The sequence below is a fragment of the Nitrosomonas marina genome (assembly GCF_900111605.1).
In the GTDB taxonomy this organism is placed as follows: domain Bacteria; phylum Pseudomonadota; class Gammaproteobacteria; order Burkholderiales; family Nitrosomonadaceae; genus Nitrosomonas; species Nitrosomonas marina_A.
In genome coordinates, this window is sequence record NZ_FOIA01000025.1 from 1 (window position 1) to 19,995 (window position 19,995).

Annotated in this window: 25 protein-coding genes, 1 tRNA gene and 1 pseudogene; 4 read left to right on the plus strand and 23 right to left on the minus strand. The window is 44.6% G+C overall.

All coding sequences use genetic code 11. The features are described from left to right. The coding region (locus BMY62_RS11260) for an IS5 family transposase (protein WP_143058802.1) at nucleotides 1–311 on the minus strand (311 nt) is incomplete at its 3' end. Between the two features lie 114 nt (nucleotides 312–425). Here BMY62_RS11260 and BMY62_RS11265 point away from each other — a divergent pair. Beyond that, nucleotides 426–1,403: a hypothetical protein gene (locus tag BMY62_RS11265; RefSeq protein ID WP_256207573.1), complete on the plus strand. Its 978-nt coding sequence runs from the start codon at nucleotides 426–428 to the stop codon at nucleotides 1,401–1,403. A gap of 185 nt (nucleotides 1,404–1,588) precedes the next feature. Here the strand turns inward: BMY62_RS11265 and BMY62_RS16645 are convergent. Continuing rightward, nucleotides 1,589–2,076, minus strand: a pseudogene (locus BMY62_RS16645) (ATP-binding protein). Between the two features lie 695 nt (nucleotides 2,077–2,771). On the opposite strand from BMY62_RS16645, the gene BMY62_RS11275 reads away from it, so the two are divergent. Both BMY62_RS11275 and BMY62_RS11280 read left to right on the plus strand, forming a co-directional pair. Next, on the plus strand, nucleotides 2,772–5,669 hold the full coding sequence (locus BMY62_RS11275) for a hypothetical protein (RefSeq protein ID WP_090659836.1): 2,898 nt from the start codon (nucleotides 2,772–2,774) through the stop codon (nucleotides 5,667–5,669). 176 nt (nucleotides 5,670–5,845) lie between these two features. After that, nucleotides 5,846–5,921, plus strand: a tRNA-Lys gene (locus BMY62_RS11280). An 85-nt stretch (nucleotides 5,922–6,006) separates the two neighbouring features. Here BMY62_RS11280 and BMY62_RS16710 read toward each other — a convergent pair. From BMY62_RS16710 to BMY62_RS11385, 19 genes are all read right to left on the minus strand, one after another. Further along, entirely contained in the window at nucleotides 6,007–6,222 is a 216-nt protein-coding gene (locus BMY62_RS16710) for a helix-turn-helix domain-containing protein (RefSeq protein WP_090659839.1), read from the minus strand. Nucleotides 6,223–6,407: 185 nt separating this feature from the next. Further along, the gene (locus BMY62_RS11295; RefSeq protein ID WP_090659845.1) at nucleotides 6,408–6,929 is read right to left on the minus strand and encodes an HNH endonuclease; all 522 of its coding nucleotides are present in this window, start codon (nucleotides 6,927–6,929) and stop codon (nucleotides 6,408–6,410) included. After that, nucleotides 6,926–7,102 carry a hypothetical protein gene (locus BMY62_RS16180; RefSeq protein ID WP_177170368.1) on the minus strand — a complete coding sequence of 59 codons (177 nt, stop codon included), beginning with the start codon at nucleotides 7,100–7,102 and terminating at the stop codon, nucleotides 6,926–6,928. Before BMY62_RS16180 ends, BMY62_RS11295 begins: the two co-directional genes overlap by 4 nt. Beyond that, nucleotides 7,089–7,472, minus strand: coding sequence for a hypothetical protein (locus BMY62_RS11300; RefSeq protein WP_090659848.1), 384 nt, complete (start codon nucleotides 7,470–7,472; stop codon nucleotides 7,089–7,091). Before BMY62_RS11300 ends, BMY62_RS16180 begins: the two co-directional genes overlap by 14 nt. 196 nt (nucleotides 7,473–7,668) lie before the next feature. Continuing rightward, on the minus strand, nucleotides 7,669–7,884 hold the full coding sequence (locus BMY62_RS16185; RefSeq protein WP_090659851.1) for a hypothetical protein: 216 nt from the start codon (nucleotides 7,882–7,884) through the stop codon (nucleotides 7,669–7,671). Then, entirely contained in the window at nucleotides 7,884–8,438 is a 555-nt protein-coding gene (locus BMY62_RS11310) for a hypothetical protein (protein WP_090659854.1), read from the minus strand. The genes BMY62_RS16185 and BMY62_RS11310 overlap by 1 nt, the downstream gene beginning before the upstream one ends. A 142-nt stretch (nucleotides 8,439–8,580) precedes the next feature. Next, nucleotides 8,581–9,081, minus strand: a complete 501-nt coding sequence (locus BMY62_RS11315) for a hypothetical protein (protein ID WP_090659857.1) — start codon at nucleotides 9,079–9,081, stop codon at nucleotides 8,581–8,583. A gap of 2 nt (nucleotides 9,082–9,083) precedes the next feature. Then, a complete protein-coding gene (locus BMY62_RS11320; RefSeq protein WP_090659860.1) occupies nucleotides 9,084–9,428 on the minus strand; it encodes a hypothetical protein in 345 nt (114 codons plus the stop codon). A gap of 18 nt (nucleotides 9,429–9,446) precedes the next feature. After that, nucleotides 9,447–9,779, minus strand: coding sequence for a hypothetical protein (locus BMY62_RS11325; RefSeq protein WP_090659863.1), 333 nt, complete (start codon nucleotides 9,777–9,779; stop codon nucleotides 9,447–9,449). After that, nucleotides 9,776–10,081 carry a hypothetical protein gene (locus BMY62_RS11330; protein WP_090659866.1) on the minus strand — a complete coding sequence of 102 codons (306 nt, stop codon included), beginning with the start codon at nucleotides 10,079–10,081 and terminating at the stop codon, nucleotides 9,776–9,778. The genes BMY62_RS11325 and BMY62_RS11330 overlap by 4 nt, the downstream gene beginning before the upstream one ends. Before the next feature lie 215 nt (nucleotides 10,082–10,296). Further along, nucleotides 10,297–10,758 carry a hypothetical protein gene (locus tag BMY62_RS11340; RefSeq protein ID WP_090659872.1) on the minus strand — a complete coding sequence of 154 codons (462 nt, stop codon included), beginning with the start codon at nucleotides 10,756–10,758 and terminating at the stop codon, nucleotides 10,297–10,299. Beyond that, on the minus strand, nucleotides 10,755–12,608 hold the full coding sequence (locus BMY62_RS11345; RefSeq protein WP_090659875.1) for an AAA family ATPase: 1,854 nt from the start codon (nucleotides 12,606–12,608) through the stop codon (nucleotides 10,755–10,757). The genes BMY62_RS11340 and BMY62_RS11345 overlap by 4 nt, the downstream gene beginning before the upstream one ends. After that, complete coding sequence (locus tag BMY62_RS11350; protein WP_177170369.1) at nucleotides 12,605–13,279, minus strand: ribosome modulation factor; 675 nt, start codon at nucleotides 13,277–13,279, stop codon at nucleotides 12,605–12,607. Before BMY62_RS11350 ends, BMY62_RS11345 begins: the two co-directional genes overlap by 4 nt. 34 nt (nucleotides 13,280–13,313) lie before the next feature. After that, entirely contained in the window at nucleotides 13,314–13,598 is a 285-nt protein-coding gene (locus BMY62_RS11355) for a hypothetical protein (protein ID WP_090659881.1), read from the minus strand. A gap of 4 nt (nucleotides 13,599–13,602) precedes the next feature. After that, a complete protein-coding gene (locus tag BMY62_RS11360; RefSeq protein WP_090659884.1) occupies nucleotides 13,603–14,571 on the minus strand; it encodes a recombinase RecT in 969 nt (322 codons plus the stop codon). A 9-nt stretch (nucleotides 14,572–14,580) separates the two neighbouring features. After that, nucleotides 14,581–15,534, minus strand: a complete 954-nt coding sequence (locus tag BMY62_RS11365) for a YqaJ viral recombinase family nuclease (RefSeq protein WP_090659887.1) — start codon at nucleotides 15,532–15,534, stop codon at nucleotides 14,581–14,583. Further along, nucleotides 15,531–15,866, minus strand: a complete 336-nt coding sequence (locus tag BMY62_RS11370) for a hypothetical protein (RefSeq protein ID WP_090659889.1) — start codon at nucleotides 15,864–15,866, stop codon at nucleotides 15,531–15,533. Before BMY62_RS11370 ends, BMY62_RS11365 begins: the two co-directional genes overlap by 4 nt. A 15-nt stretch (nucleotides 15,867–15,881) precedes the next feature. Continuing rightward, nucleotides 15,882–16,364, minus strand: coding sequence for a hypothetical protein (locus BMY62_RS11375; RefSeq protein ID WP_090659892.1), 483 nt, complete (start codon nucleotides 16,362–16,364; stop codon nucleotides 15,882–15,884). Between the two features lie 405 nt (nucleotides 16,365–16,769). Next, a complete protein-coding gene (locus BMY62_RS11385) occupies nucleotides 16,770–17,087 on the minus strand; it encodes a hypothetical protein (protein ID WP_090659898.1) in 318 nt (105 codons plus the stop codon). Between the two features lie 435 nt (nucleotides 17,088–17,522). On the opposite strand from BMY62_RS11385, the gene BMY62_RS11390 reads away from it, so the two are divergent. Then, nucleotides 17,523–18,230 (plus strand): type I restriction enzyme HsdR N-terminal domain-containing protein, encoded by a 708-nt coding sequence (locus BMY62_RS11390; protein ID WP_090659901.1) that lies wholly within the window; start codon nucleotides 17,523–17,525, stop codon nucleotides 18,228–18,230. Between the two features lie 17 nt (nucleotides 18,231–18,247). Here BMY62_RS11390 and BMY62_RS11395 read toward each other — a convergent pair whose 3' ends face one another. Then, nucleotides 18,248–19,417 carry a hypothetical protein gene (locus BMY62_RS11395; protein ID WP_090659903.1) on the minus strand — a complete coding sequence of 390 codons (1,170 nt, stop codon included), beginning with the start codon at nucleotides 19,415–19,417 and terminating at the stop codon, nucleotides 18,248–18,250. A gap of 2 nt (nucleotides 19,418–19,419) precedes the next feature. Continuing rightward, on the minus strand, nucleotides 19,420–19,911 hold the full coding sequence (locus BMY62_RS11400) for a hypothetical protein (RefSeq protein WP_090659907.1): 492 nt from the start codon (nucleotides 19,909–19,911) through the stop codon (nucleotides 19,420–19,422). Between the last annotated feature and the right edge of the window lie 84 nt (nucleotides 19,912–19,995).

The following is a 19,995-nucleotide window of genomic DNA, read 5'->3' on the forward strand; positions in this document are numbered from 1 at the left end:
ACTTTAATATGACTGGCATCAATCATTAGCCATTCGTAGTCCGGATCATTGACCAGTAATTCCAGTAATTTCTCCCAAACCCCTTTATCCCGCCATCGGCAAAATCGTCGATGTGTGTTTTTCCAGTCGCCGTAATCCGGCGGCAAATCCCGCCAGGGTGCGCCTGTGCGTAAAATCCAGAACACCGCGTTGATAAACTGGCGATTATCTTTTGCAACACCTCCCCACTTGCCTGATCGCCCTGGCAAATGGGGTTCCAGTAACGACCACACATGATCTGAAAGATCATGTCTACGATAAGCTTCTGACATACTATTACCATGTATAATAATCACTTGCAGCATAATTATACAGTAATTTCTAACTTGTGACGACGCTATCTAATAGTTATCCTGATCAATAACGTCTCTTACGCAATGCCGGGTATGCACGGATCAAGCGATGGCGCAGTTACAGAAGCGCCGCGTGTCACAAAAAGTATGGGAGAACCGATCAACTCGCCCGGCGCAGAACTCGAAATTACCTACAGTTCGGACGGCAAGACAGCCATTTTTGTATCTACGAGGGAAGGCAGTATCGAGTCGCCCGGCAATCCTTATAACTTTGATATCTGGATGTCTTACTATGAAAACGATGCCTGGCAACCACCAATTCATCTGGGGTCGGGCATTGATCCGACTGTAGGACCGAACATCAATACTTCAGCCTGGGAATTGGAACCGAGTTTTTCGGATGACGGCAATGTCATTTATTTCACACGATATGAGCCGGGTAATATTCTGTCAGGCGATCTCTACGTGGTTCAGAAAGTCGATGGTGTCTGGCAATCCGCTAAAAACTGGAATGATGTGCCGGAACTACCAAACATCAACACATCGACCGGGGAAGAGCATTGTCCGATTATTGTCTCCGACAGTTTGATTTACTTTAATTATAATCAACCGGGTGTAACGGAGGACAGCGATATCTGGAAAGTTGAAAAAAAAGACGGCGTATGGCAAGAGCCTGTAAGTTTAGGCACGAAAGTCAATTCCCCTCAACGGGATCATATGCACTGGACCGGATTATCGAAGGATGGCAAGAGTTTGGTCATTACCAGTATGCGGACTGATCTGGATTCCCGAGGTGGGCATGATATGTGGATTTCGCATCAAGATGAAAATGGCGAATGGCAGGAGCCGATAAACCTCGGCGATACCATCAATACAGGTGGCGAGGATATGTGTTGGACATTTACTCCGGATGGCAAGAAATTTACCGGCAGTTGGGGACCGCACGGTACTTACGATATGGATATTCGCTGGATTTACAAGGACGATGTTCCGCTATTAAGAAACTTTGAGCCGATCGGTCCACCGCCAAATTTGCTACTTAACAGCAAGGCAGTAACATCCGTAGACTGATATGGGTAAGTAATACTGAATTTATAATATCTAAAAAGCCTTCAGATTGAAGGCTTTTTTGTTTCACGCTGATTCTGATTTGGGACTTTGTTAGCTACGACTGCGCACGATGCATATGTGTCAATCAACATTGAAAATTTACCGGGGAGCAACATCCAGAAGTTGCCAGTTGAAGGTATAAAAATTTAGTTGTTGAAAGCATTATTACGATGTCTGAATCGATAGGAATCGTTACCGGTTTCGAGGATGTCACAGTGATGTACGATGCGATTGAGTAAAGCGGTGGTTATTTTTCATCGCCAAAAACCTGTACCCACTCAGCGAAATTGAGATTTGAGATGATAATCAGAGAAGTTGTCTCATGCAACTGGTTAATGAGATGAAACAGCAAAGCACCGCCGGCCAGCTGTTCGATACGTGCTTTGGTCAACGGGTTTTCTGCCCAGTCGAAGTGGATCAATTCGCGATGATGGGGAAGCCTGGCGGTATGCAACTGATAGTTCAAACTGCGCGCCTTACGGTCAGTCTGCTCTGTGGCAATCAACCGATCCAGCCAGACTTCGGGTATCACCGGCTTCTGGCGCGCGCCGCCTTCGGCTTGCCATTCTTGCCAGGGGGGCGCCATGCCGTGCAGATAAAGCGCCTTGCGCCGCGCGTAACGGTCAGTGATCATTGAGCAATCTCCGCAAGCTATCGTAGCGGCTGCAGTCGGCCTTGGGTTCGATATGCTGGCCGGGCACGCTGTTTCGCTTAAACGGTACATTTCATTGAAAATAACGGCGGCGGTGATAATGCCGAGCTATAAAACAATGTGTTACATTGCCAATTTATATCCGTAGTCATCCGGACTAATTCATAAAACCTAATAAACAAACGGAAACGGGTTCTCATTAGTGTTATGCTCGTATTGTCCTGTAACTGTTTGCTTGCATTTAATTAAAAACAGAGGTAACTTCTTAGTTAATACTTTTTAACCCGTAGAAATAATCCTGTTATGGCTCAAAAAATCCAAGAAGTGCGTTATTAAAGCGCTGAACCGTAGGAAAATAATATAACCAGGTTTATCGACGGTAACGTTCATTTTTCTCCATTTGAGAAATCAGAGCTTTAAATCAATACCCATCGACCATTCTGGTAATTCATCGCAAGCATAAAAGTGCTTGTTCAGGAACTGATCATAAAATGTGCTGTATGTGTTTGTATGCTCTACAAGTGTTGTTCAATTGCAGAGATATATACACACTACTATTTGATAGAAGCAGATTGCCCGGTGGCTCCGCTTCTAATTCCTAATTCTGTTTGATGCCGGACCGAGTTTCAACTCTTGGCGGCCCACAATGGAAATCTTTTTTGATATGTTGAGGAAGTATGCTTTTTTATAGTGAACCTATTGACGGATTACCGGCCAGGATTGCCAAAGACGCCTCATCCGGCTTGCCGCTCCTGACCGAGCAAACCGCAATTTTTGAAATATTGCTGACATATTTATCGCTTCCGTATTCGGTTGCTGAATATGGGTGCGGAAAAAAAGCCAGCTTGATTATCGAGCAGCTTACGGATATGAAAATTCCCGCTTGGGCCATTCAGCGTGGTATTGCTATCGAACGTGATATGTCACCTGCAGCGCTGAATCAAATCGACATGCACCAGCGCCCATATGCAATAAGTGTCAATAATCCGTTGGCGCAACTGGGTGATCTACTGGATCCGAATTTGCGCAAAATGCTGTCCTGCGTCGTTGAAGATGTGCAGCCGATGCAAAAGATGATCAAAGTGGGTCAATATGCCTTACATCATGAAAATGTTATTCAATTTGTCAAGGCCCGCAGCCATGTCTTTACGGTGCTATTGTTCTGGGATTCGGAGCACCAGTGCGTTGTTGAGCGCGTGATAGATCCCACTCTGGAGCCTGCGGGGCCGTTTCCTATTGCTGCACTCCGAAACAAATTGAACGCTCCTGAATGTTTCCTGTTAACAGCATGTTTATTAGGTAATTTCCGTTTGCGTTCAACATATTTGACCCATGAACAGCAAAAAGAAATCATTGACAATCTTGGATCGCTGGAAAAGTTGCAAGAAATAGGCCGGGATGAGCACAATAGGTTGTTCCGGACACTAACAGGAGCAGAGCCCGGTTCTGTCGGCGACCCTGATTTCTGGAGTTATATTAACAATTTTCATGATGCAGACGAGCAGTACCAAAATGAAAAGCTACAGATGACAGGGCCTGGAGATGAAATTCGGCCCCATTTACTGGCGCTTGTTGAAGCGCGTGAAAACCATCTTTATACGACAGGCATGATTCGTACGGAACTGGATAGCATTGTGACCCGGCTTCAACTCGAGTCAATTCTGGCAAACGACGCATTCCTGGCTGAACAGGCGCTGGAAGCGCTGGCTGACTGTGCGATTACGATCGTTTATTTTAATTCTTTGCAGTATATGGCTGAAAGAATCAAGAAAGGTGAGAAATTGCAGGATTATTTGCGAAATATCGTGATGAACAGTCCTTTGCGGGGTATTGGCGTACGGCAGCGGCGGCGTATAGACAAACTGGGCGTCATTGCTACACGAGAGGATGGCCAAATTGATGCCAGAGCTTTTAATCCGCAATTTCAAAATTGTGCCATCGAAACCATCAGGCAGATGAACAAAGCCCGGTTGTCCGTTTTCATCGATCAGGTTGGGAACATACATGGCGTGCGCCTGACCGATGCTGAACGTACTACAATACAACGGAAACAAGTCGAGATAAAAGAATTTATACGTCATGGCGTGAATCATTTTTCTCATATCGATACAGTTAAGGATGGCGGGAAATTTGATGGCCGTCTGGGCGTGACAGGCGGTATTGAAACCGCTGAACTGATTGCTGATTTGGAAGAATATTTTGGCGTAGAGGTCCAACATGAAGAATCCTCAGTAAGGCTCGTCGTTACGGCGTTTAATAATGAAGAAATGACCTTTACCGGAGAGGGGGTTTCTATGTCTGGCAGCGCCGCTGTTGCGGGATTTGCTGCCCCCAGTACAGTGCATAACATGATCAATCAGGAAGGCGAGCGTTATGGCGATAAATTCGTGGATTTTTTGACAGGATTAAAATCAGCCTGCGAATCCGGCGAGATCCGGCTTGCTCATGAATTGAAAGGTAACGGAAAGGGGTTGATCAATTCCTGTGCCGCACCAACTGATTTTTTTACAAAACATACGTTTGAAAGACATATTGAACAGGGTCCGGTGCTGGATCGCGCCCGTATACCGATGATTACCGTAGGAACGATTATGGGTATCCATCAAAGAGATTTCTTCTTTGATGGACAATTGGCTGAGCAGGCGGCTTTAGAAATGAATTGCCGTTTGCGCGAACTGAACCAGCAAGCGCCTTTCATGAATTCGCGGTTCACTGTTGGTATCATAGAACCCATTGGTGAACGTACACGCCACGCAAACCCGGATTTTGCAGTGCGGTGCGAGCTGGAGGGTGAGATGAATCATGCCGGGGCAACGGCGCTGGCTGACCGTCGTGATCCGGGAGTTGGTATCGGAAAACTGACGCGTATATTCCATAACTGGATAACAGCACATGCCAACCAATTTAACGGGTTGCAGGCGATTATTGGTGATGTTGAAATCAAGCCTGGAACAAATCGAAATGTAATTCCCGGTAAAGCAGCAATTACACTGGCGGTACGAGCCGAGAATTTTAATCCCGATCAGGGCGATGAAATATTAAGAATCCTGCTGGCTGCAGCTGCCGGGAAACTGACGGCAAGTGTGTCAGCTGGCGGAGAAGGCGTAACGGTTGGGCGTATTGAACCTGTCAGCTATGTTAAAAATGCTTCGCTCGTGCGTTTGTCGTTGGATATTCGGGAAGCCGACGCAACCGTGCTTGGACAAGCCCAGCGAAGTCTCGATAAAATTGTGACAGCGCTGGAGAATGATTTGAAGGTCAAAATCAGGTATGAAGTCAAACAGCAGTTAAGTCCAAGCCAACTGGTTGATTCCGGGCAGGTTCTGATGATGGAGAGGAGTTATGGGGGAAGTCATAATCCAAACGAAACGGAAATGATGGTTGATTTGACGCGCGGCAATTTATTGGCCTTTGTTGTGATGCAGGATGTATTGCAGCGAAAGGATTTGAACGGCGTCAACCTGGTAGACATTACCGAACAGAAAATGCCCGCAGAGTGGTTGTTAAAGATGGATCGATTCGTTTCAGGTGCTTTACACGATACCTGTAATATTGCGGCTGCATGCAAATCTTAATTTGTATGGATATTTTATATACGAGAGACTGACGATGGGGCATAAATAACCGCTATGTCATAACACCGTTGCATTTCTTATATTGGATGGGTATTGGAGGAAGGAAGTGTGTTGTGGTTTTGTGACAAAGCATTTTGGGTTGAAAGCGAAATCAGGTATAATCCCGTTTTTTATATGGGTCGTTAGCTCAGTTGGTAGAGCAGCGGACTTTTAATCCGTTGGTCGTGAGTTCGAGTCTCACACGGCCTACCAAATAAAACAGTAGGTTACGAGTGATAAAAAAGTGGCAATGTTCACTCGGGGTTACACCGGGGTTACATTGCCCTTGAATCGTAACCTACTGGCACACCCTTTTGCTTTCCTTCCACGCGATCAAGTCAGAGACCTTGTACCTAATTTTGTTGCCAATTTTATAGAAAGGTATGTTCTCTTTCTTTGTGCAGCGCCATGCCGCGAGCGTGTTCACTTTAACACCTATGATCTCAGCGGCAACTGTAGGATCAACCTCGTCATTATTGGGGGCTATTATTTTTCTGATAGCTGAATCACTCATTTATTATTGTCTCCACATTTTCCACTGATCTTTTAGTAAATTCCAAGCAAGTCTTTTTAGTTTCAATCTTCACAACTTCAAAATATTGGTCCGGATATTTTTCTACAAATTCGTCGTATGTGATTAATGCCACGCGCTCGAAAGCGCCCTCATAGACAGGATGCATAAAATTCCCGTTCGCAGTTTTAATCCATTGCCTTACTATGTATTTCGTTTGCATTCCTAATCACGCTCTCAACGTGTATCCTGATTTTTTCCGCCGCAGACAGGTGTCCGACATCGTTATTGCACTGGCTATGCGCTAAAACCATGTTGTGCGTGTTATCAGGGCCACCGTGCGTTATTGACACCAAATGTTCCCGTGTAAAATCATGTCCAAGTTCTTTTTGACAAAAGAAACACAGATTGCCGTCACGCTTGAATAGTGAAATTATGATCGGCGTGCGTTTCTTTCTTGCCATGCGTTTCCGGGTAGTTTTCGGTGCTGCACGCCATTTCAGGTTATTCCTGTATGCGTTCCACGCCTCAAGCGATCCACCAGTGAAATTAACCTGGTCTGATTTGTTCCGGTATATGATCGATGTTTCATCGCCAGCCCTGAACCGCATCAACTCCCATTCGCTGGTCGGTTCAAGCACTTCTGCGCCTCTGGCGGTTAGCCACTGACTGAAATTGTCCTTACGCTTTGTTATTGTTTTGCTGTTCATTGTGATGATTCCAACAATTCTCCCAAACACTTGCTTATCACCTTCACAGGAACACCCGGCAACCTATCTTTGATTGTTTTAAACAAGCCTTCCGGTGACTTATTGCCCGCATTGGAACGCACGATAAGCAGCACTTCGGCTTTGATTTGATCGTAGTTGTCAGGATTGGACATCTTCTTTATGGATTGTTATCTTTTTAATATTTTTCACTGAATAGAAATCAGGCTGGCCAACATTGGTATCAAACCAATCAGCCAGTAATTTATCAAGTTCATCCACCTTTTCCTTTGGAATGTTTTCCAGATAACCTTCTGAAAACTCGCCCGCCAAGTCCCAGGCTTTGTCCCGTGCATCTTCAATTATCGATTCAGCATCCATGAAACGTGAGTTAGTGAAAGGGTGTTTTGTCCCCTGATATATTTCCTGGGTATCTCCGTCAGGGAATTCTAAATATGGAACAATGCCTTCGTATTCGTAGAATGTCTCACCGTCCTCTGAATACACCAGATCATCGACTTCATTTTCGCTATTTTGGTCACTCATATTGGCTCCTGATAAATAATTAATGTGATCACGCTAAACATGTGGCTTCCTGCTCATTTGGCTGCGTCATTACGCTCGTAGTCGACATACGATGCAGAGCCTATCGAGCACTATCTGCATTGATTCCCGTCTATCCATGGATGTTCGCTAAGGACTCTCACCGTCGCGGCCACCGTGTGTAACGCGATCACGTTAATCATCGCAATGTGAATCTCTCTACTTTGCCAGCGTGAATCTTTGCTGAACGTTCGGATTTGCCAGCCCATATAAACACTTCAAAAACCTGCTTGCTGTCGAATTCTGTCCCGAGCCGTGCGATTTGGCACGCAGTCAACATGCCGCACGCAGTTTTGTGGTCGAGTCGCCATGCTAGGTGTTGTCGCTGCACCAAGTTTAATTGATCCAGTCTCATTACAGATTGCCTCCCAGTCTCTTAAACTCGACAACCCACACCCAGGGGTTTGAGTCCGTAGATTTTTTACCATTAATTCTGTCCCATAATAGTAAAAATCCATATTTGTATGATCCGTTGGATTCATCGGTTCCTAGAAAATCAGCGCCTTCGGATTCTGCATCTTCTTCTGTAATATCAAGTAGGCGCTCGATACGCAAACTGGTTATTTCAAGGGTAATTCTCGAAGCCAATCGTGGCATGTGGATCGATGGCCTTGTATGTCTTGGGTAATACCATTTATCATTTGATACATGTCCGTCTGCGACGTATTCTGTTAATGAGACAGATCCAATTAAATGTTCTTTGGTTATTTCACGCACCCAAAGCCTATCTCCCACAGTCCCATGCGGGCATTCTTTTACCCATTCTTCAGCGTCATCGCTGCCTTTATAAATTTCACCGATGCCAGGTGCTAAACCTATACCTTTTACTATCCTACGTGTCTGCGTCTTACGTCCATCAAGTATCGCCCTGACCATTGGGGAAGAGAATATTATTGGTCTCTCTTTCATTTGTTCCCATCCATTTTCTGCAATATCATTCCGGTGCAAACAAATACACATCCTGCCAAGAAAAGCGTGTCGTTCAGCTCAGGTGTGGCTGCAAGAATGGTGATAATTGAAAATGCATAACAAATAAGGTAATCGTACTTTGTCATGGCTTATCACGCGCCTCTATGAGTAGGTGTGAGAATGAGTGATTTATTTTTTCCCTGTCTTCGAATGTATCAAAATAAAAAATGATGTTGTTGAACAGGAAAGCGAATTCAGTTTTTTTCTCGACCGGACATGGCAACTCTTCACCATTGAGCAGAAACGTTCTCTTTTGTTTTTTATGCCATGTCCATCTGGAAGCAACTAAGTGAAAATTATCAGCAATTTCAGCCAAAATTCCCCAGTCTATTGCCTGTCCAGTTTCAGTGCAGTACAGAGAATCACCAACAAAAACTGGTCTGTCCTCTAACACGGTTACGGCGAATTCAATATCATCAAGAGCATCCTCTACATACTCAGAAAAATCCGGGTGGTAATCGAATGATTTGTCGTTTGGGAGAGGTTTCCATCTAACACACTCCCGCGGCTTAACCTTAGTCCCCTCGCACATGTCATGTACGCGACCCCAATACTCTCTGTTTAACTCGACTACCTTGTCCATGATTACTCCTTGTGGCACGGATGGTCCATGCCGTAGATGCTGCGATATTCGTCGTTTGTGACCACGCTAAGTATGGTCACTCTTCCTGCTGTATGCGCATACAAGGCAATGTCGTATTTGCCTTCACTATTTTCACTGCAATCCATATCAATCTCGACTGGTCCTGTGTCAGTGATTATTAGCGCCTTCTTGTCTTTTGCAGGGTTGTACTGAAAAAACTCGCCGTCAAAATATCCGAGTGCTTTGTTATCGACTGCAGTACCAATAAACACTCCCAAAACTGCGCTACTTGCCAGTGCGCACGCAGTTGCATAGATGACTAGAAATTTGCCTAAAATCTTACTCATTATTGAGTTTCTCCAGAACTAGCCAGCGGCTTCTGTATTTTCTTCAGGATGCTGGTCTTGCGTGATTGATTTAATGTGACCCTTGATATCAGCATAGGTCGGGTTTTCGTCTTCATTTACTACGATGTCTGTGCTTTTTATTGTTGCGTAGAAAAGGTCGCGCGGTCTTCCAGCAGGTTTAACTTCCGTAAATTCGAAAATCCCGCCTCCTTTGGCTATAAAAAAGTCTCTAGGTATTGGCAATGGTGTTAAAAAACCCACTACCTTTGTCCAATCATCATCACTCCACCGTCCAATATCGTGCCCCCAACATGGGAATCTCACATCGTGTACTATGTTTTCTCTGCTCATTTGATATCCTCCAGATCCGTAATCGATATAACAGAAACATCAATATCAAGTGTGCCGTAAACTCTTAAAACAGCTTCCTTGTATGTGCTATTCAATTGATTGCCATGTACCTTTTTAAATGCGCTGATAGTGGCGCTCATACGATTTTTCGTGCCGTATCCGCGTGACAGAATGGCTGGCCGCCCAGGTATGCATGTTTTCTCGTTCCAGCGCGGACCGTACCGGCGAAGTTCGTCAGTTTTTGTTCCAGCCTCGAACTGGTCATACGCCCACGCATTGAGTGGCACGAAAAGCGGTTTCATTTGCTAACCCTTGCAATTCCATTCCTGTCATTGAAAATTATCGTTATTTTTTCCGATCTCAATAACAGCAATGGGTTGCTTGTGAAGATGTATCCGCTTACATCCGCATTTCCACAGCGCGTCTCGACAAAAGCAAATCCATCAATTTTTTTGTGCAGTTTGACAATCGCGCTATGAATTGCCTCAGAAACATCCATTTCCCCGATGATCATATTTCAGCCCTCGATATGTTCTTTAATAATCCTGCTGGCTTCCTTGACATCAGTGCCAGCTATGGCCGCGCATAGTTCTGCAGACAGCCCGTAGGTCCGCGCATGCCTCACAACAGCCTGGATATCGCCATTTGTTGTTCGCTTTGTCATCGCTATAGCGTAATACTGTCGAAACCCGCCAAATGTCTGTTCGTTGCCGTTTTTGTCGATAAGGTATCCAGCAGCCTTTGCTCTTTCGTAATATTCTTTACGTTTTCCCCTGGTGGGTAGTGATCTCAGCGACACAAGAAAATCAACCAATTTCGCTAATTGTTCGCACGTCAGGTAGCAGAACGGTCCTCTCTCATTGCGTCCAATCGATGGTCTATTTTTCTTTTTAGGCTGCGCTATAGTGGCGTCATTTGCAGGCATCATCAGCCTGTGCCACATGATCTGTCGTTGCTGTTGTTCTGCTGTCAGCTTCATGCCGCCTCCTGATTTTGTTCATCATCAGCAACAATTTCGCCGTTCTCAACCCAGTACGCTGTAATGGTTTCGGGAAGGGATGCTGGTTTTTTCTTCATCGTTCCGAAAATGATGCACGAGTCGAGTTCGCCTGCCTGCGCTAACTCATCCAGCCAGTAGATAAGGCTGCTGCGATTGCCAAGGTCCAGAACATCAAAGCGGTCGAGTACCAGCGTTTTAATGCCTGAAATGTACGATATCGCCTCGGCAATCATCGCATCGACGCGCCATTGCTCAGATTCGGACAGCAAGGCATAAGGAATTACGAAACTGCCACCATCCTTGGTTGCGGTGATGTTCATTTCGCTGTCGATAACAGGGTGTAGCATCCAGGATGCTATTGCATTTGATTTCAGGCGGTCATTGATCGGTTTCAATGCCGTTTTAAGCAATTCACCCGGTATTCCGCTTGGTGATAATGCATCTGCTATTGCCAACCATTCCATGATGTCCTTGTGCAGACTTTTTGCTTTGTCGATTACCAGCGCACGGTTTGAATGCTGGTCTACGATACCTTTGTATTTTTGTTCATCAGTGCGCCACTGGTTTAACTGATTGTTGAGTTCCTTAATCTCAGCCTGCAGCGGCTCGATATCGATAACTGAAGATCCCGTATCGCCGGATTTATCCAATTGCTCAAGTTTTGCTTTCGCATCTTCAGCAAGTGCAATGTCCCGCTCTCCGTTCGTCACGGAGTTTTTCATGACGCGCAGGCTATTCTCGTAGTCAGTCAGCTTTGCGCCTGGCTCAGTGCTTCCTGCCGGTTTGCAGTGTTCTGAGTAATCAGCAACACATTTTTTCATGCGCCCGATCAGGTCTTCAAATTCGCTCCATTCGTTCACTACGCCATCTGCATCAATGACGCCTTTTGTGATATCTGCGACAGACAACATTTCTTTAGTTACTTCGCAGAATGAAGCCATCAGCGGGTGTGGCAGGGCTGATTTGTTTGCGCTACCGGCTTTTAATTTCGATACCTTTTCTTCAAGTTCAGCTAATTCTTTGGTATCAAGTTCCAGTTTTGCTTTCAAACGTTCTAAACCACCAGCCCTCGCTTCGAGTTTTTCTCGCTCTCCAGCAGAGTTTGCCGCAGTGCTATTGGATTGCCTTGCGGCGCCAAGCTTTTCTGTCGCAATGTTTATTTTTTCCTGAATCTCAGCGATGTTGGATCTCGCGTTATCAAGCAGCTTGATAGCCTTGTCTGCGTCAACTTCAGGAACATCTGGCGTCCACGTTTCGGCTTTATCCTTGCCCCATGTCTGCCCGCCAGTGGTGCTTTTCCATTCGCCCTTGGCTTCTTTAGCACTATCTGCAGCAGATTTTTGTGCAGCCGGGAAGCCTGCGCGAAGCATAGGCTTGATACGTTCAACCTTGTCTGCATTGCATTTAAGGTCATCAATCAGCTGTTTACATATCTTGTCAGTGTTTATGCTGACTTGAGATAGTCCAAACAGATATGAACGACGCTTATTTTCATCCAGCTGCGCGAATCGCTGCGCTTCCAGCACATAGGGTAAGACAGGAATTTCTGAATGATTGCCTTTGCCGGACGGAACAACGATGCTGAATTTATTCTCGCCGGTAACCACTTCAGCGAAACCGGAGTCATGCTCATCAGATACCAGGAGGCTGTATTCCTTTTTCAAACTGACGCGCGAAGCTTCGCCCGTTAATGCGTGTTGAATTGCGTCACGAATGGATGACTTGCCAGATCCGTTGTGGCCGGCAATCAGTGTTACCGGTGTGTGACATTCGATTGCTATTGATTTTGCGGACAGGTAGTTTTCAATGTTGATTGCGCTGATTTTCATTGCTCCGTTACCTCTTCGTCAGCGTTTTCTTCATGCCACGCCTTATGGCCGCGAATCCATTCAACGACCAGTTCACTGCGAACAACCGGGCAATCGCTTTGTGGCTTGCCCTCTGAAGCAGCCTGGTATCCATCCTCGAACGCCTTATTCAACTCTTCGGTTGTCGGTTTTACGTCATCAGGTGATGGCAACCTGGTTGCGCTTGAGTCAATCGTTTCATCGTCTCCCATTCCGCCGCCATCGTTGTCATGGTATTCATGGCCTAAATCGAATGCGCGCTGGTCATTTTCTCCTTGTATTTCGTCCATGCCGCCAGTGTGATCCGCCGCATCTGCAACCACTACCATGACGCTTTTGCCGTTCGCATCATATAATTCATGCAAATTCGATGCGTTTGTGCCAAACCGGATGACGGCTTTCACGCCATCTTTGATAGTAATCTGTTCGAGATCGCCCACCACTACGATGCGGCCCTGGGCGGACAGGACATGAACAACCATCTTGATGTTTTCTTCTACGCGACTGCGTAAACGTTCAATAACATCATCCTGCTTCTTTTTTGCCATTTTTTGCCATACATCTGGCATTAATCTTATTTCTTGCACAAGTGCTTCGAGTAAATCCCTGCCAGCAGTTTCCGCCGTAATTTTTCTGAAATCTGTTTCGCTCATGATTTATTCCTTGAATTAATTAGAGATTGAATAATTAAACTTTGGTAACAGCCGTTGAAGAAACCTGCTGTTGATCAGCCACATCAACATCAAATGAAAGTTCTACGCCGGCTTCTCGGCCAATTTCTTCTATCATTTGTTTTGTATGAATCAGGTCGCTCCCAATAAGTCCGCACTGGGACGGGACCAGAATCCCTCTCAGGTACGTAATAGGGGAGTTGTTTAGCTGCATGTGCGCAAGTCTCATTATTTCGCGCATGATCTTTATGTCGCCGTCGTGCAGTTCTATTGTCACTTTGTGATGGTTATCGATGTGCATGGCGCTATTCCATATCCAGCGGTTTCTGCTCACGCGGTTTGCGTTGAGTCTCGGTTGTGGAAGGTTTCTGTTCAGCCTTCGGTTCATCCTTTGGCTTTGGCTTTGGTTCTGGCTCTGGCTCTGGCTCTGGATCTGGTTTTGCTTCTTCTGCTTTTTGCCTATCGTTTCCCGTCTCATCATCTGATTTTTCAGAGATTATTTCTCCAGAGGATTCATCGATAACTACCCCGTCACCTTCGATGAAAACAGATTTTCCTGACTCATTGGCCGTATCAATTTTTTCAGCACTTTGCATTTCAATTGACATTGGCAGGTATTTCCATCCTCTACGAATGATTGTTTTTTTTATCATTTCGTCACGGTCTGTATCCCACGGAGTTTCTTTTCCTGATTTAACAGCTGAACTTCTGGCCTTGATCTTCATTACCTCAGCGACAGTCATCCATTCAAAATGGCTTCCGCCATCTTTAAAATGAGCAACCATATAAACAAGATTTGGTTCGCCGCGATCACCGGACAGGCATGGTTTATGTTTAACTTTTGTATCAATGCCAAGTTCAAGGTCAAACAGGTCGTTCTCATAAACTATTTCAGCGTTTATGCTACTTATTTCGCCTGATCTTCTTGCAAGAGAGATAAGCCCCCGATATCCGGGCATCATTTTTATTTCGCCCTTAAACGGAACGAGATACGCCTGCCCTAGGGCCCCGCCAATTTCAAGACCAAGGTGTGAAGCCTGAATCACTGAATTAACAAAGCTTCCTGGGTTCTGAATCGCTATCTTTGCTAGATATGGATTGCTGCGCAGTTCGTTTAAAGCAATCCTGCACATTTTCTCTGGAGTAAGATTGCTCGATATTACCGACTTTATTTGCCCCATCCTGTTTGACAAGAAATGTGTCAAGTCAGAAATATTTTTTGGCTTGTCAACTACCTTTCCAGTTGCTACTGCTTTAAGTTCTGCTGTGCTCATAATTTCTCCTTACTTCAATCTAAATACACGAGAGCCGGGTGTTACTTTTGTGGCTGCGTTGATTATTTGGTCAAGGTCAGCCTTGCTAAACCCTGTTGATTTGCCAACAAGATCATAAAAGGCCGACTTCCAGTCTGTTTTTTTGTCGTTTTTGTTGTTTTTCCATGAACACAGTTGGTCTCTGCCGGCAAACAGGTGCGCAGAATCACCCATGTATTTTTTTACCTGAATAATTAGGCGTTCCAGTTCAACATCAAGGTTCTTTTGTGAAGATTTAATCGTTCTGATTTCTTCTATAGCCCCGATGATTTCATTGTTCGCTTCAACAGCCGAACCGGAATCCTTGGTGAATAAATGCTTTATGTCGTCAGCCGTGGTTGGCTCCGGTGCGTCACGGTTTTGAACGCGAGTCCAGAATTCAACCTCTCGTGAACGTATGGTTTCGATTAACTCTGTATCACGGTCAACAAAATGAATTCTGAGATCATCTGCCCCGATCAGCGCGGCCACAATTGACCTTTCTCTGCCTGTCACCATCTGGCCATGCGCTACCTGGGCGGTGTAGTAGATTGGTATTTCGTCGGTTCCTTCCTCGCCCCAGTGTTTTGCCGCGAAGGGGTGCACGGTTTTCATTTCACCGTTAAGTTCTTCACCGTCGACAATCAATTCAAGGTCAATCTCAGCGGCGATGAAGTCGTGCACAGGGTCTTTATATCTCTTGTTACGATCTAGGATATGCACATCATGTCCCAAGCTTTGAAGTTCATCGACAAGCATGTCAATAACAACCGGTTCCCAACGCTTGCCGCGATCAAACAATCTCTGTTTTTGTGGTGTTATTTCTTCCTGGAATTCGCCAATTTTTTCCTGATACAGCTGAAATTGCGATTTCCAAGGTGACACTTCGAGTATTGCCGCGGCGTCACTACCTCCAATGTATTTGGTTCTGTCCATTTCAGTCATGACAATTCCTTTTTAATTTTTTCAAGCCTTTTTTGCATTTCAATCAATCCATTAGCTTTTGATATTTCAGGGCTTGAGCGCCTATCCAATTCCAGAGCGCAAGTGGTCGATTCAATCACGTCATGACAGAACTGAAGATTCTGGTATTCGAGCGATTCCTCATTCATGTGATTAACTTGCGTGTTACTGATCGCTTCGCACAGGCAGTCGATCATTTCATGGATTGAAATACGCTCCTGCAGCAATATCTCAGCCTTGCGTTGGAAGTCATTCAGCATCGCTGTAGATCTTCGCTGCGCAGCTTTTTGGTGGTCGAAATTGGTAACTTTCATGACGCCTCCGTACATTTACGCTTGGTCTCTAAGCGATTCAGGCAAATCGTTGCGCTGGCTTGGCGGCAGCATGTTTGCTGCTCTTATATCAGCGCGCTGAGTATCGACAGACAGTGAAGCTATCCCGTCGATGTAGTCTTTCCGCCAGGGGATATCTGACCTTCTGCTAATCATTTGCCTGATTGCCTCGTCAGCCGTGAATACCTCGGCATCTGCTATGCACTGGGTGTAACCCTGGCATCCTTTGCGCCAGAACATCATGTTGTTGCCGCAGTTGGCTCTGGTGTCCTGCATGTAATACAGTTCACCGGTTTGGATTTTGTGACTATGTTCTGCCTCAACATACTTGACGAAATCATTAATAAAATCAGGCAAGTTTTCTGGTTCTATGATTATGTTCTCGCTGTACAAAACCGAATACTTGCTGACGATCTCGGCAAGTGCTGGGTATTGATTCGCCCATATTTGTAAGATTGCGTTCTCTTTACTGGTATTCATATCAAACCGCCTTTACGAAGATGTTTGCGAATTCAAACCATTTAGATGCTTCAGCAGCTGCCGCTGCTGTGGACTTAAACAGCCCATAGCAAATAACTACTTTCCCGTCGCGCATTTTCATTTTTATCAAGCAAATCATTGTTTAACCTCGCTTGGTTGGGTTTACTTAGGCATGTGGCGAAACTTGCCGCGATGTGTCGCAACACCAGCTGCGAATGCTTTCTTAAATTTCTCGCCAGCCGGATATGATTCCCGCCTCATTCTTTTACTACCCCTTCCCGGACCTTTTTTTGTTGGGTGAGGGAACCGCGCGGAGTATCTGCTTTCCACTCTAGGGTTAAAAGTAGGAATGAATGGCATCATTCCTGCGAATAAGTTGTTCATTGTTTATCCTTGTTGGGTGATTTATGAGCCGTTCCCAATGCGCATTTTTTCTATTGTCGCCGGGTCGTCTTTTCTGTGCGGCGGTGCGTCTGGATCACCAGTACCGTGCTTAATGCAATATTCCTTGAATTCATTCGCAAGAGTTCTTATGTCAGCAACGAATTCCTGGTCATAGCCAAGCTTTTCGGCGGCATCAGCATAGGCATTTAAAGCCGCTGGTGCTGCCATATCTTTTGCGCCTAAAACGAAACTCGGCCATTGCGGTATTGTTCCGTCACGTCTTGTTACTAGGTATTTGCCTTCTGGCGCTTTATCGCCGTATCTCCAAAGTCTGCTCATAATTTTGTTCCCTGTTTATTGGTGGAGGCTGGCAGGATTTGAACCTGCTGGGTTATGCTTGATGTTAGTTGCCACCTCCAACTTGTCTTACAGACAGGCTCCTTCTACATCCACCAGTGCCGCTTAACACTGCGTGTCTTTCCACGCCGCAGCCTCCGTTGATCATAAAAAAACAGGCCGGATAACCAAACTCGATCACCCGGCCTCCAAACCGCTTTCGCGGACTCGTCGTCATCAAAGGGAGAGTGATGATCTTTTCGCTTCACACCTGCTTTCAGCGTTTGGCGCGTCACGTTGATTAGCAGTATAGAAAAACTATACATCATAAGTCAAGAAAATATTGACACATTAATCAATATTTTTTGTATTGTGTCTATGGATCGTCGTATAACCTTCTGACGAATAACAAAAACCTTAATACTTTTGGGGGAATCAATGGTTTTATCAAGATTCAGCAAAAAATCGAAAATCAAGAAGATTGGTAAGGAATTTCAGCAACAAGTGGGGCGCATAGCCATGCAACTATCAAAAGGTAGGCGTAATGAGGAGGAAGCAAGGCGATGGTGCGTTGATCTTCTCAAATCATCAGCTATGGGCTACAAGGAAGAGGACATTGAAACCGAGGCGCGTGTTTTGGGTAAAAGAGTCGATATAGCCCTGAAAGACGACGGAAGGATTTTTATGGTAATCGAGTGTAAAGCCGCTACGGTGAATATTAATGGTAACGCGATCAACCAGGCGGCATCTTATGCGGTTGGGCTTGGAGCAGAGTGGGCCGCTGTTACTAACGGCCATAATTGGTGTCTATACCACGTTTCATCTACAAAAGGTGTGGAACCGGATATAACTGAAATATTTGATATTTCTATACTAGATGAAGACGGTGTTTCTGAGGATGATTCATATTTTCTGTATCTATTAACGAAATCTGCTATAGAAACAGGTGAAACTAAGCGGATATATCATGAGGCTAATTGCGCCAGCACGACTAGGGTTAAGTCTGCCGTATTATCAGATGAGTCAATCGCATTAATTTGCAAAAAGTTGGAAGACGATTACAGGAAAAGAATGGGTGTATCGGTGATAGTTGACAAAGAAGAAATATACGGATATTTGAGCGAAATCATGGATTTGGTTGAATGAATTTGGATGATTTATTATCAATTCATAAAATCAAGATAAACTGCATCAAAAACAGCTGCGGTCTCATTCGTGCCAACGATTGATGAATACTGTGAGTTGCCTACATATCGTCCGACCAGCCCAAATCTTCCGTTGATCCGGGCGTTATTAAAGTAATGATCCCTCAGCTTTCCAGGTACTTTCACTTCAACGTATCCAAGTTTCATTACTGGAATTAATGATTTGCTCCAAGATTTCACTTCCCCAATGAATCTCGGGGTTCCATCCTGAGCATCATAAATTGTTCCGGTCAGCGCATAGAGTTGGTAATCAGGTCTAATTTTTGGCGAGTTTGCGATGCTGTAACCGTCTCCGGCATCATAAGCGATTTTGGCTTGATCAATGTTTTCCGGTGATAGCTTGCCAGTACGCAGATCATCATGCAGCGCTGCTATGCGTTGTTTCTCAGCTTTTTCAGAGGCAATAATTTCTTCCTGTCTTCTTAGTTCCTCAGCTTCTCTCCTTAACTTTTCATTTTCTATTTCTTTGCGGCGTTCTTCTTGCTGAGATTTAATTTCGTGATTCTTTTTTGCGCTAGAAAAGTTTGTTGCAAATCTGGTTTCACAGTCTGTGTAACACTGAATGTACTCTTGGTTTTCGGTGCGCATTTCTTCGCATAACAATTCAATTGTCGGGGTTTTCTCGAAATCAATTCTTTTATTGATGACTTTTGTCAGTATTGATGGTGCGTTTGGACATTTTTGTATTTCTTCGCGCGACAATTTTGAAGATTTGCTTTCATTGTTGGAGAAGAATATTGAGTGCGCATCATTTCTATCCGAAGATCCCCCGTTATTTGCAATTTCGTTTGCTATTGCCGCCAAATGATCGTGTGTGCTTGCGCATCCACTTAGAAAAATGACGGCTATAGCTGCCAATAATTGATGCTTTTTCATAGAGATATAAATTCCGTTGATCTCTAGTGAAATTTTATGGCTATGATTTCTGGTAACATGTATGGCATAGAGAGATGGATTTTTATACCCTTTATATTTTTTTAGTCGCAGATGCGCGGGTATTGGAGTGCTGAAAAGTTCTTTTATTGCTTCGTTTACTATATTTTTCAAATCAATTGGCAGGCTTTTGTAATCCCTTTTGAAACTTAGTTTGTATTCAATAGACTTTATTGTTACGTCTTTTGCAGACATTTTTATGATGCAAGATCTTTCAGTAGCTCTTTAACATCTGTGTATGCTTTGCTGGTTTGCGATAAATCGGCGTCATGTTCCATTACATGCCAGCGCAGATCATTTAGATTACTATGCAAATCAGCCGCCGCGCCAATTGCTTCAGTATAGACTTGCTCAATACCGTCATCTTCTGAAAGTCGAACATCATTCCTGCTGGAATCCCTTTTTAAAACTAACACGTTATAAATGTCATTGATAAATGACTGAGCTTTTTCAAGATTGGCTATAATAATATTTTCAGGATCAATTTCTGATTTTGTGGTTAATTTTTTGATTCTATCTATAAATATTTCTGCATATCTGGCGTCAGCGTTGAGTTGCGCTGTTAATCTATTAATGATAGTTATAGTATCCTCAATATCCCTTAAAATATGAAGCGAACGCACGCTCTCGTTCTCTATCTCATGAACAAATTTTTCGATATTTGAAAATGTGCAGTTATTTTGCCCCATGTCTGCCGCCTGAGCTATGTATTGGTTATTATTATCGGTACACTGATTTAGAAACTTAGGTTAACACTAAGTTTCTTGTCTTTA

Bases quoted from the DNA above. Each gene is read 5' to 3' on its own strand.
- BMY62_RS11395 (WP_090659903.1), bottom strand. From the start codon at position 19,417: ATGTCTGCAAAAGACGTAACAATAAAGTCTATTGAATACAAACTAAGT.
- BMY62_RS11365 (WP_090659887.1), bottom strand. From the start codon at position 15,534: ATGACTGAAATGGACAGAACCAAATACATTGGAGGTAGTGACGCCGCG.
- BMY62_RS11265 (WP_256207573.1), top strand. From the start codon at position 426: ATGCACGGATCAAGCGATGGCGCAGTTACAGAAGCGCCGCGTGTCACA.
- BMY62_RS11375 (WP_090659892.1), bottom strand. From the start codon at position 16,364: ATGAATACCAGTAAAGAGAACGCAATCTTACAAATATGGGCGAATCAA.
- BMY62_RS11315 (WP_090659857.1), bottom strand. From the start codon at position 9,081: ATGGACAAGGTAGTCGAGTTAAACAGAGAGTATTGGGGTCGCGTACAT.
- BMY62_RS11320 (WP_090659860.1), bottom strand. From the start codon at position 9,428: ATGAGTAAGATTTTAGGCAAATTTCTAGTCATCTATGCAACTGCGTGC.
- BMY62_RS11360 (WP_090659884.1), bottom strand. From the start codon at position 14,571: ATGAGCACAGCAGAACTTAAAGCAGTAGCAACTGGAAAGGTAGTTGAC.
- BMY62_RS11325 (WP_090659863.1), bottom strand. From the start codon at position 9,779: ATGAGCAGAGAAAACATAGTACACGATGTGAGATTCCCATGTTGGGGG.
- BMY62_RS11330 (WP_090659866.1), bottom strand. From the start codon at position 10,081: ATGAAACCGCTTTTCGTGCCACTCAATGCGTGGGCGTATGACCAGTTC.
- BMY62_RS11295 (WP_090659845.1), bottom strand. From the start codon at position 6,929: ATGAACAGCAAAACAATAACAAAGCGTAAGGACAATTTCAGTCAGTGG.
- BMY62_RS11350 (WP_177170369.1), bottom strand. From the start codon at position 13,279: ATGAGCGAAACAGATTTCAGAAAAATTACGGCGGAAACTGCTGGCAGG.
- BMY62_RS16180 (WP_177170368.1), bottom strand. From the start codon at position 7,102: ATGTCCAATCCTGACAACTACGATCAAATCAAAGCCGAAGTGCTGCTT.
- BMY62_RS11385 (WP_090659898.1), bottom strand. From the start codon at position 17,087: ATGAGCAGACTTTGGAGATACGGCGATAAAGCGCCAGAAGGCAAATAC.
- BMY62_RS11345 (WP_090659875.1), bottom strand. From the start codon at position 12,608: ATGAAAATCAGCGCAATCAACATTGAAAACTACCTGTCCGCAAAATCA.
- BMY62_RS11300 (WP_090659848.1), bottom strand. From the start codon at position 7,472: ATGAGTGACCAAAATAGCGAAAATGAAGTCGATGATCTGGTGTATTCA.
- BMY62_RS16185 (WP_090659851.1), bottom strand. From the start codon at position 7,884: ATGAGACTGGATCAATTAAACTTGGTGCAGCGACAACACCTAGCATGG.
- BMY62_RS11275 (WP_090659836.1), top strand. From the start codon at position 2,772: ATGCTTTTTTATAGTGAACCTATTGACGGATTACCGGCCAGGATTGCC.
- BMY62_RS11390 (WP_090659901.1), top strand. From the start codon at position 17,523: ATGGTTTTATCAAGATTCAGCAAAAAATCGAAAATCAAGAAGATTGGT.
- BMY62_RS11340 (WP_090659872.1), bottom strand. From the start codon at position 10,758: ATGAAGCTGACAGCAGAACAACAGCAACGACAGATCATGTGGCACAGG.
- BMY62_RS11310 (WP_090659854.1), bottom strand. From the start codon at position 8,438: ATGAAAGAGAGACCAATAATATTCTCTTCCCCAATGGTCAGGGCGATA.
- BMY62_RS16710 (WP_090659839.1), bottom strand. From the start codon at position 6,222: ATGAGTGATTCAGCTATCAGAAAAATAATAGCCCCCAATAATGACGAG.
- BMY62_RS11370 (WP_090659889.1), bottom strand. From the start codon at position 15,866: ATGAAAGTTACCAATTTCGACCACCAAAAAGCTGCGCAGCGAAGATCT.
- BMY62_RS11355 (WP_090659881.1), bottom strand. From the start codon at position 13,598: ATGCACATCGATAACCATCACAAAGTGACAATAGAACTGCACGACGGC.
- BMY62_RS11400 (WP_090659907.1), bottom strand. From the start codon at position 19,911: ATGGGGCAAAATAACTGCACATTTTCAAATATCGAAAAATTTGTTCAT.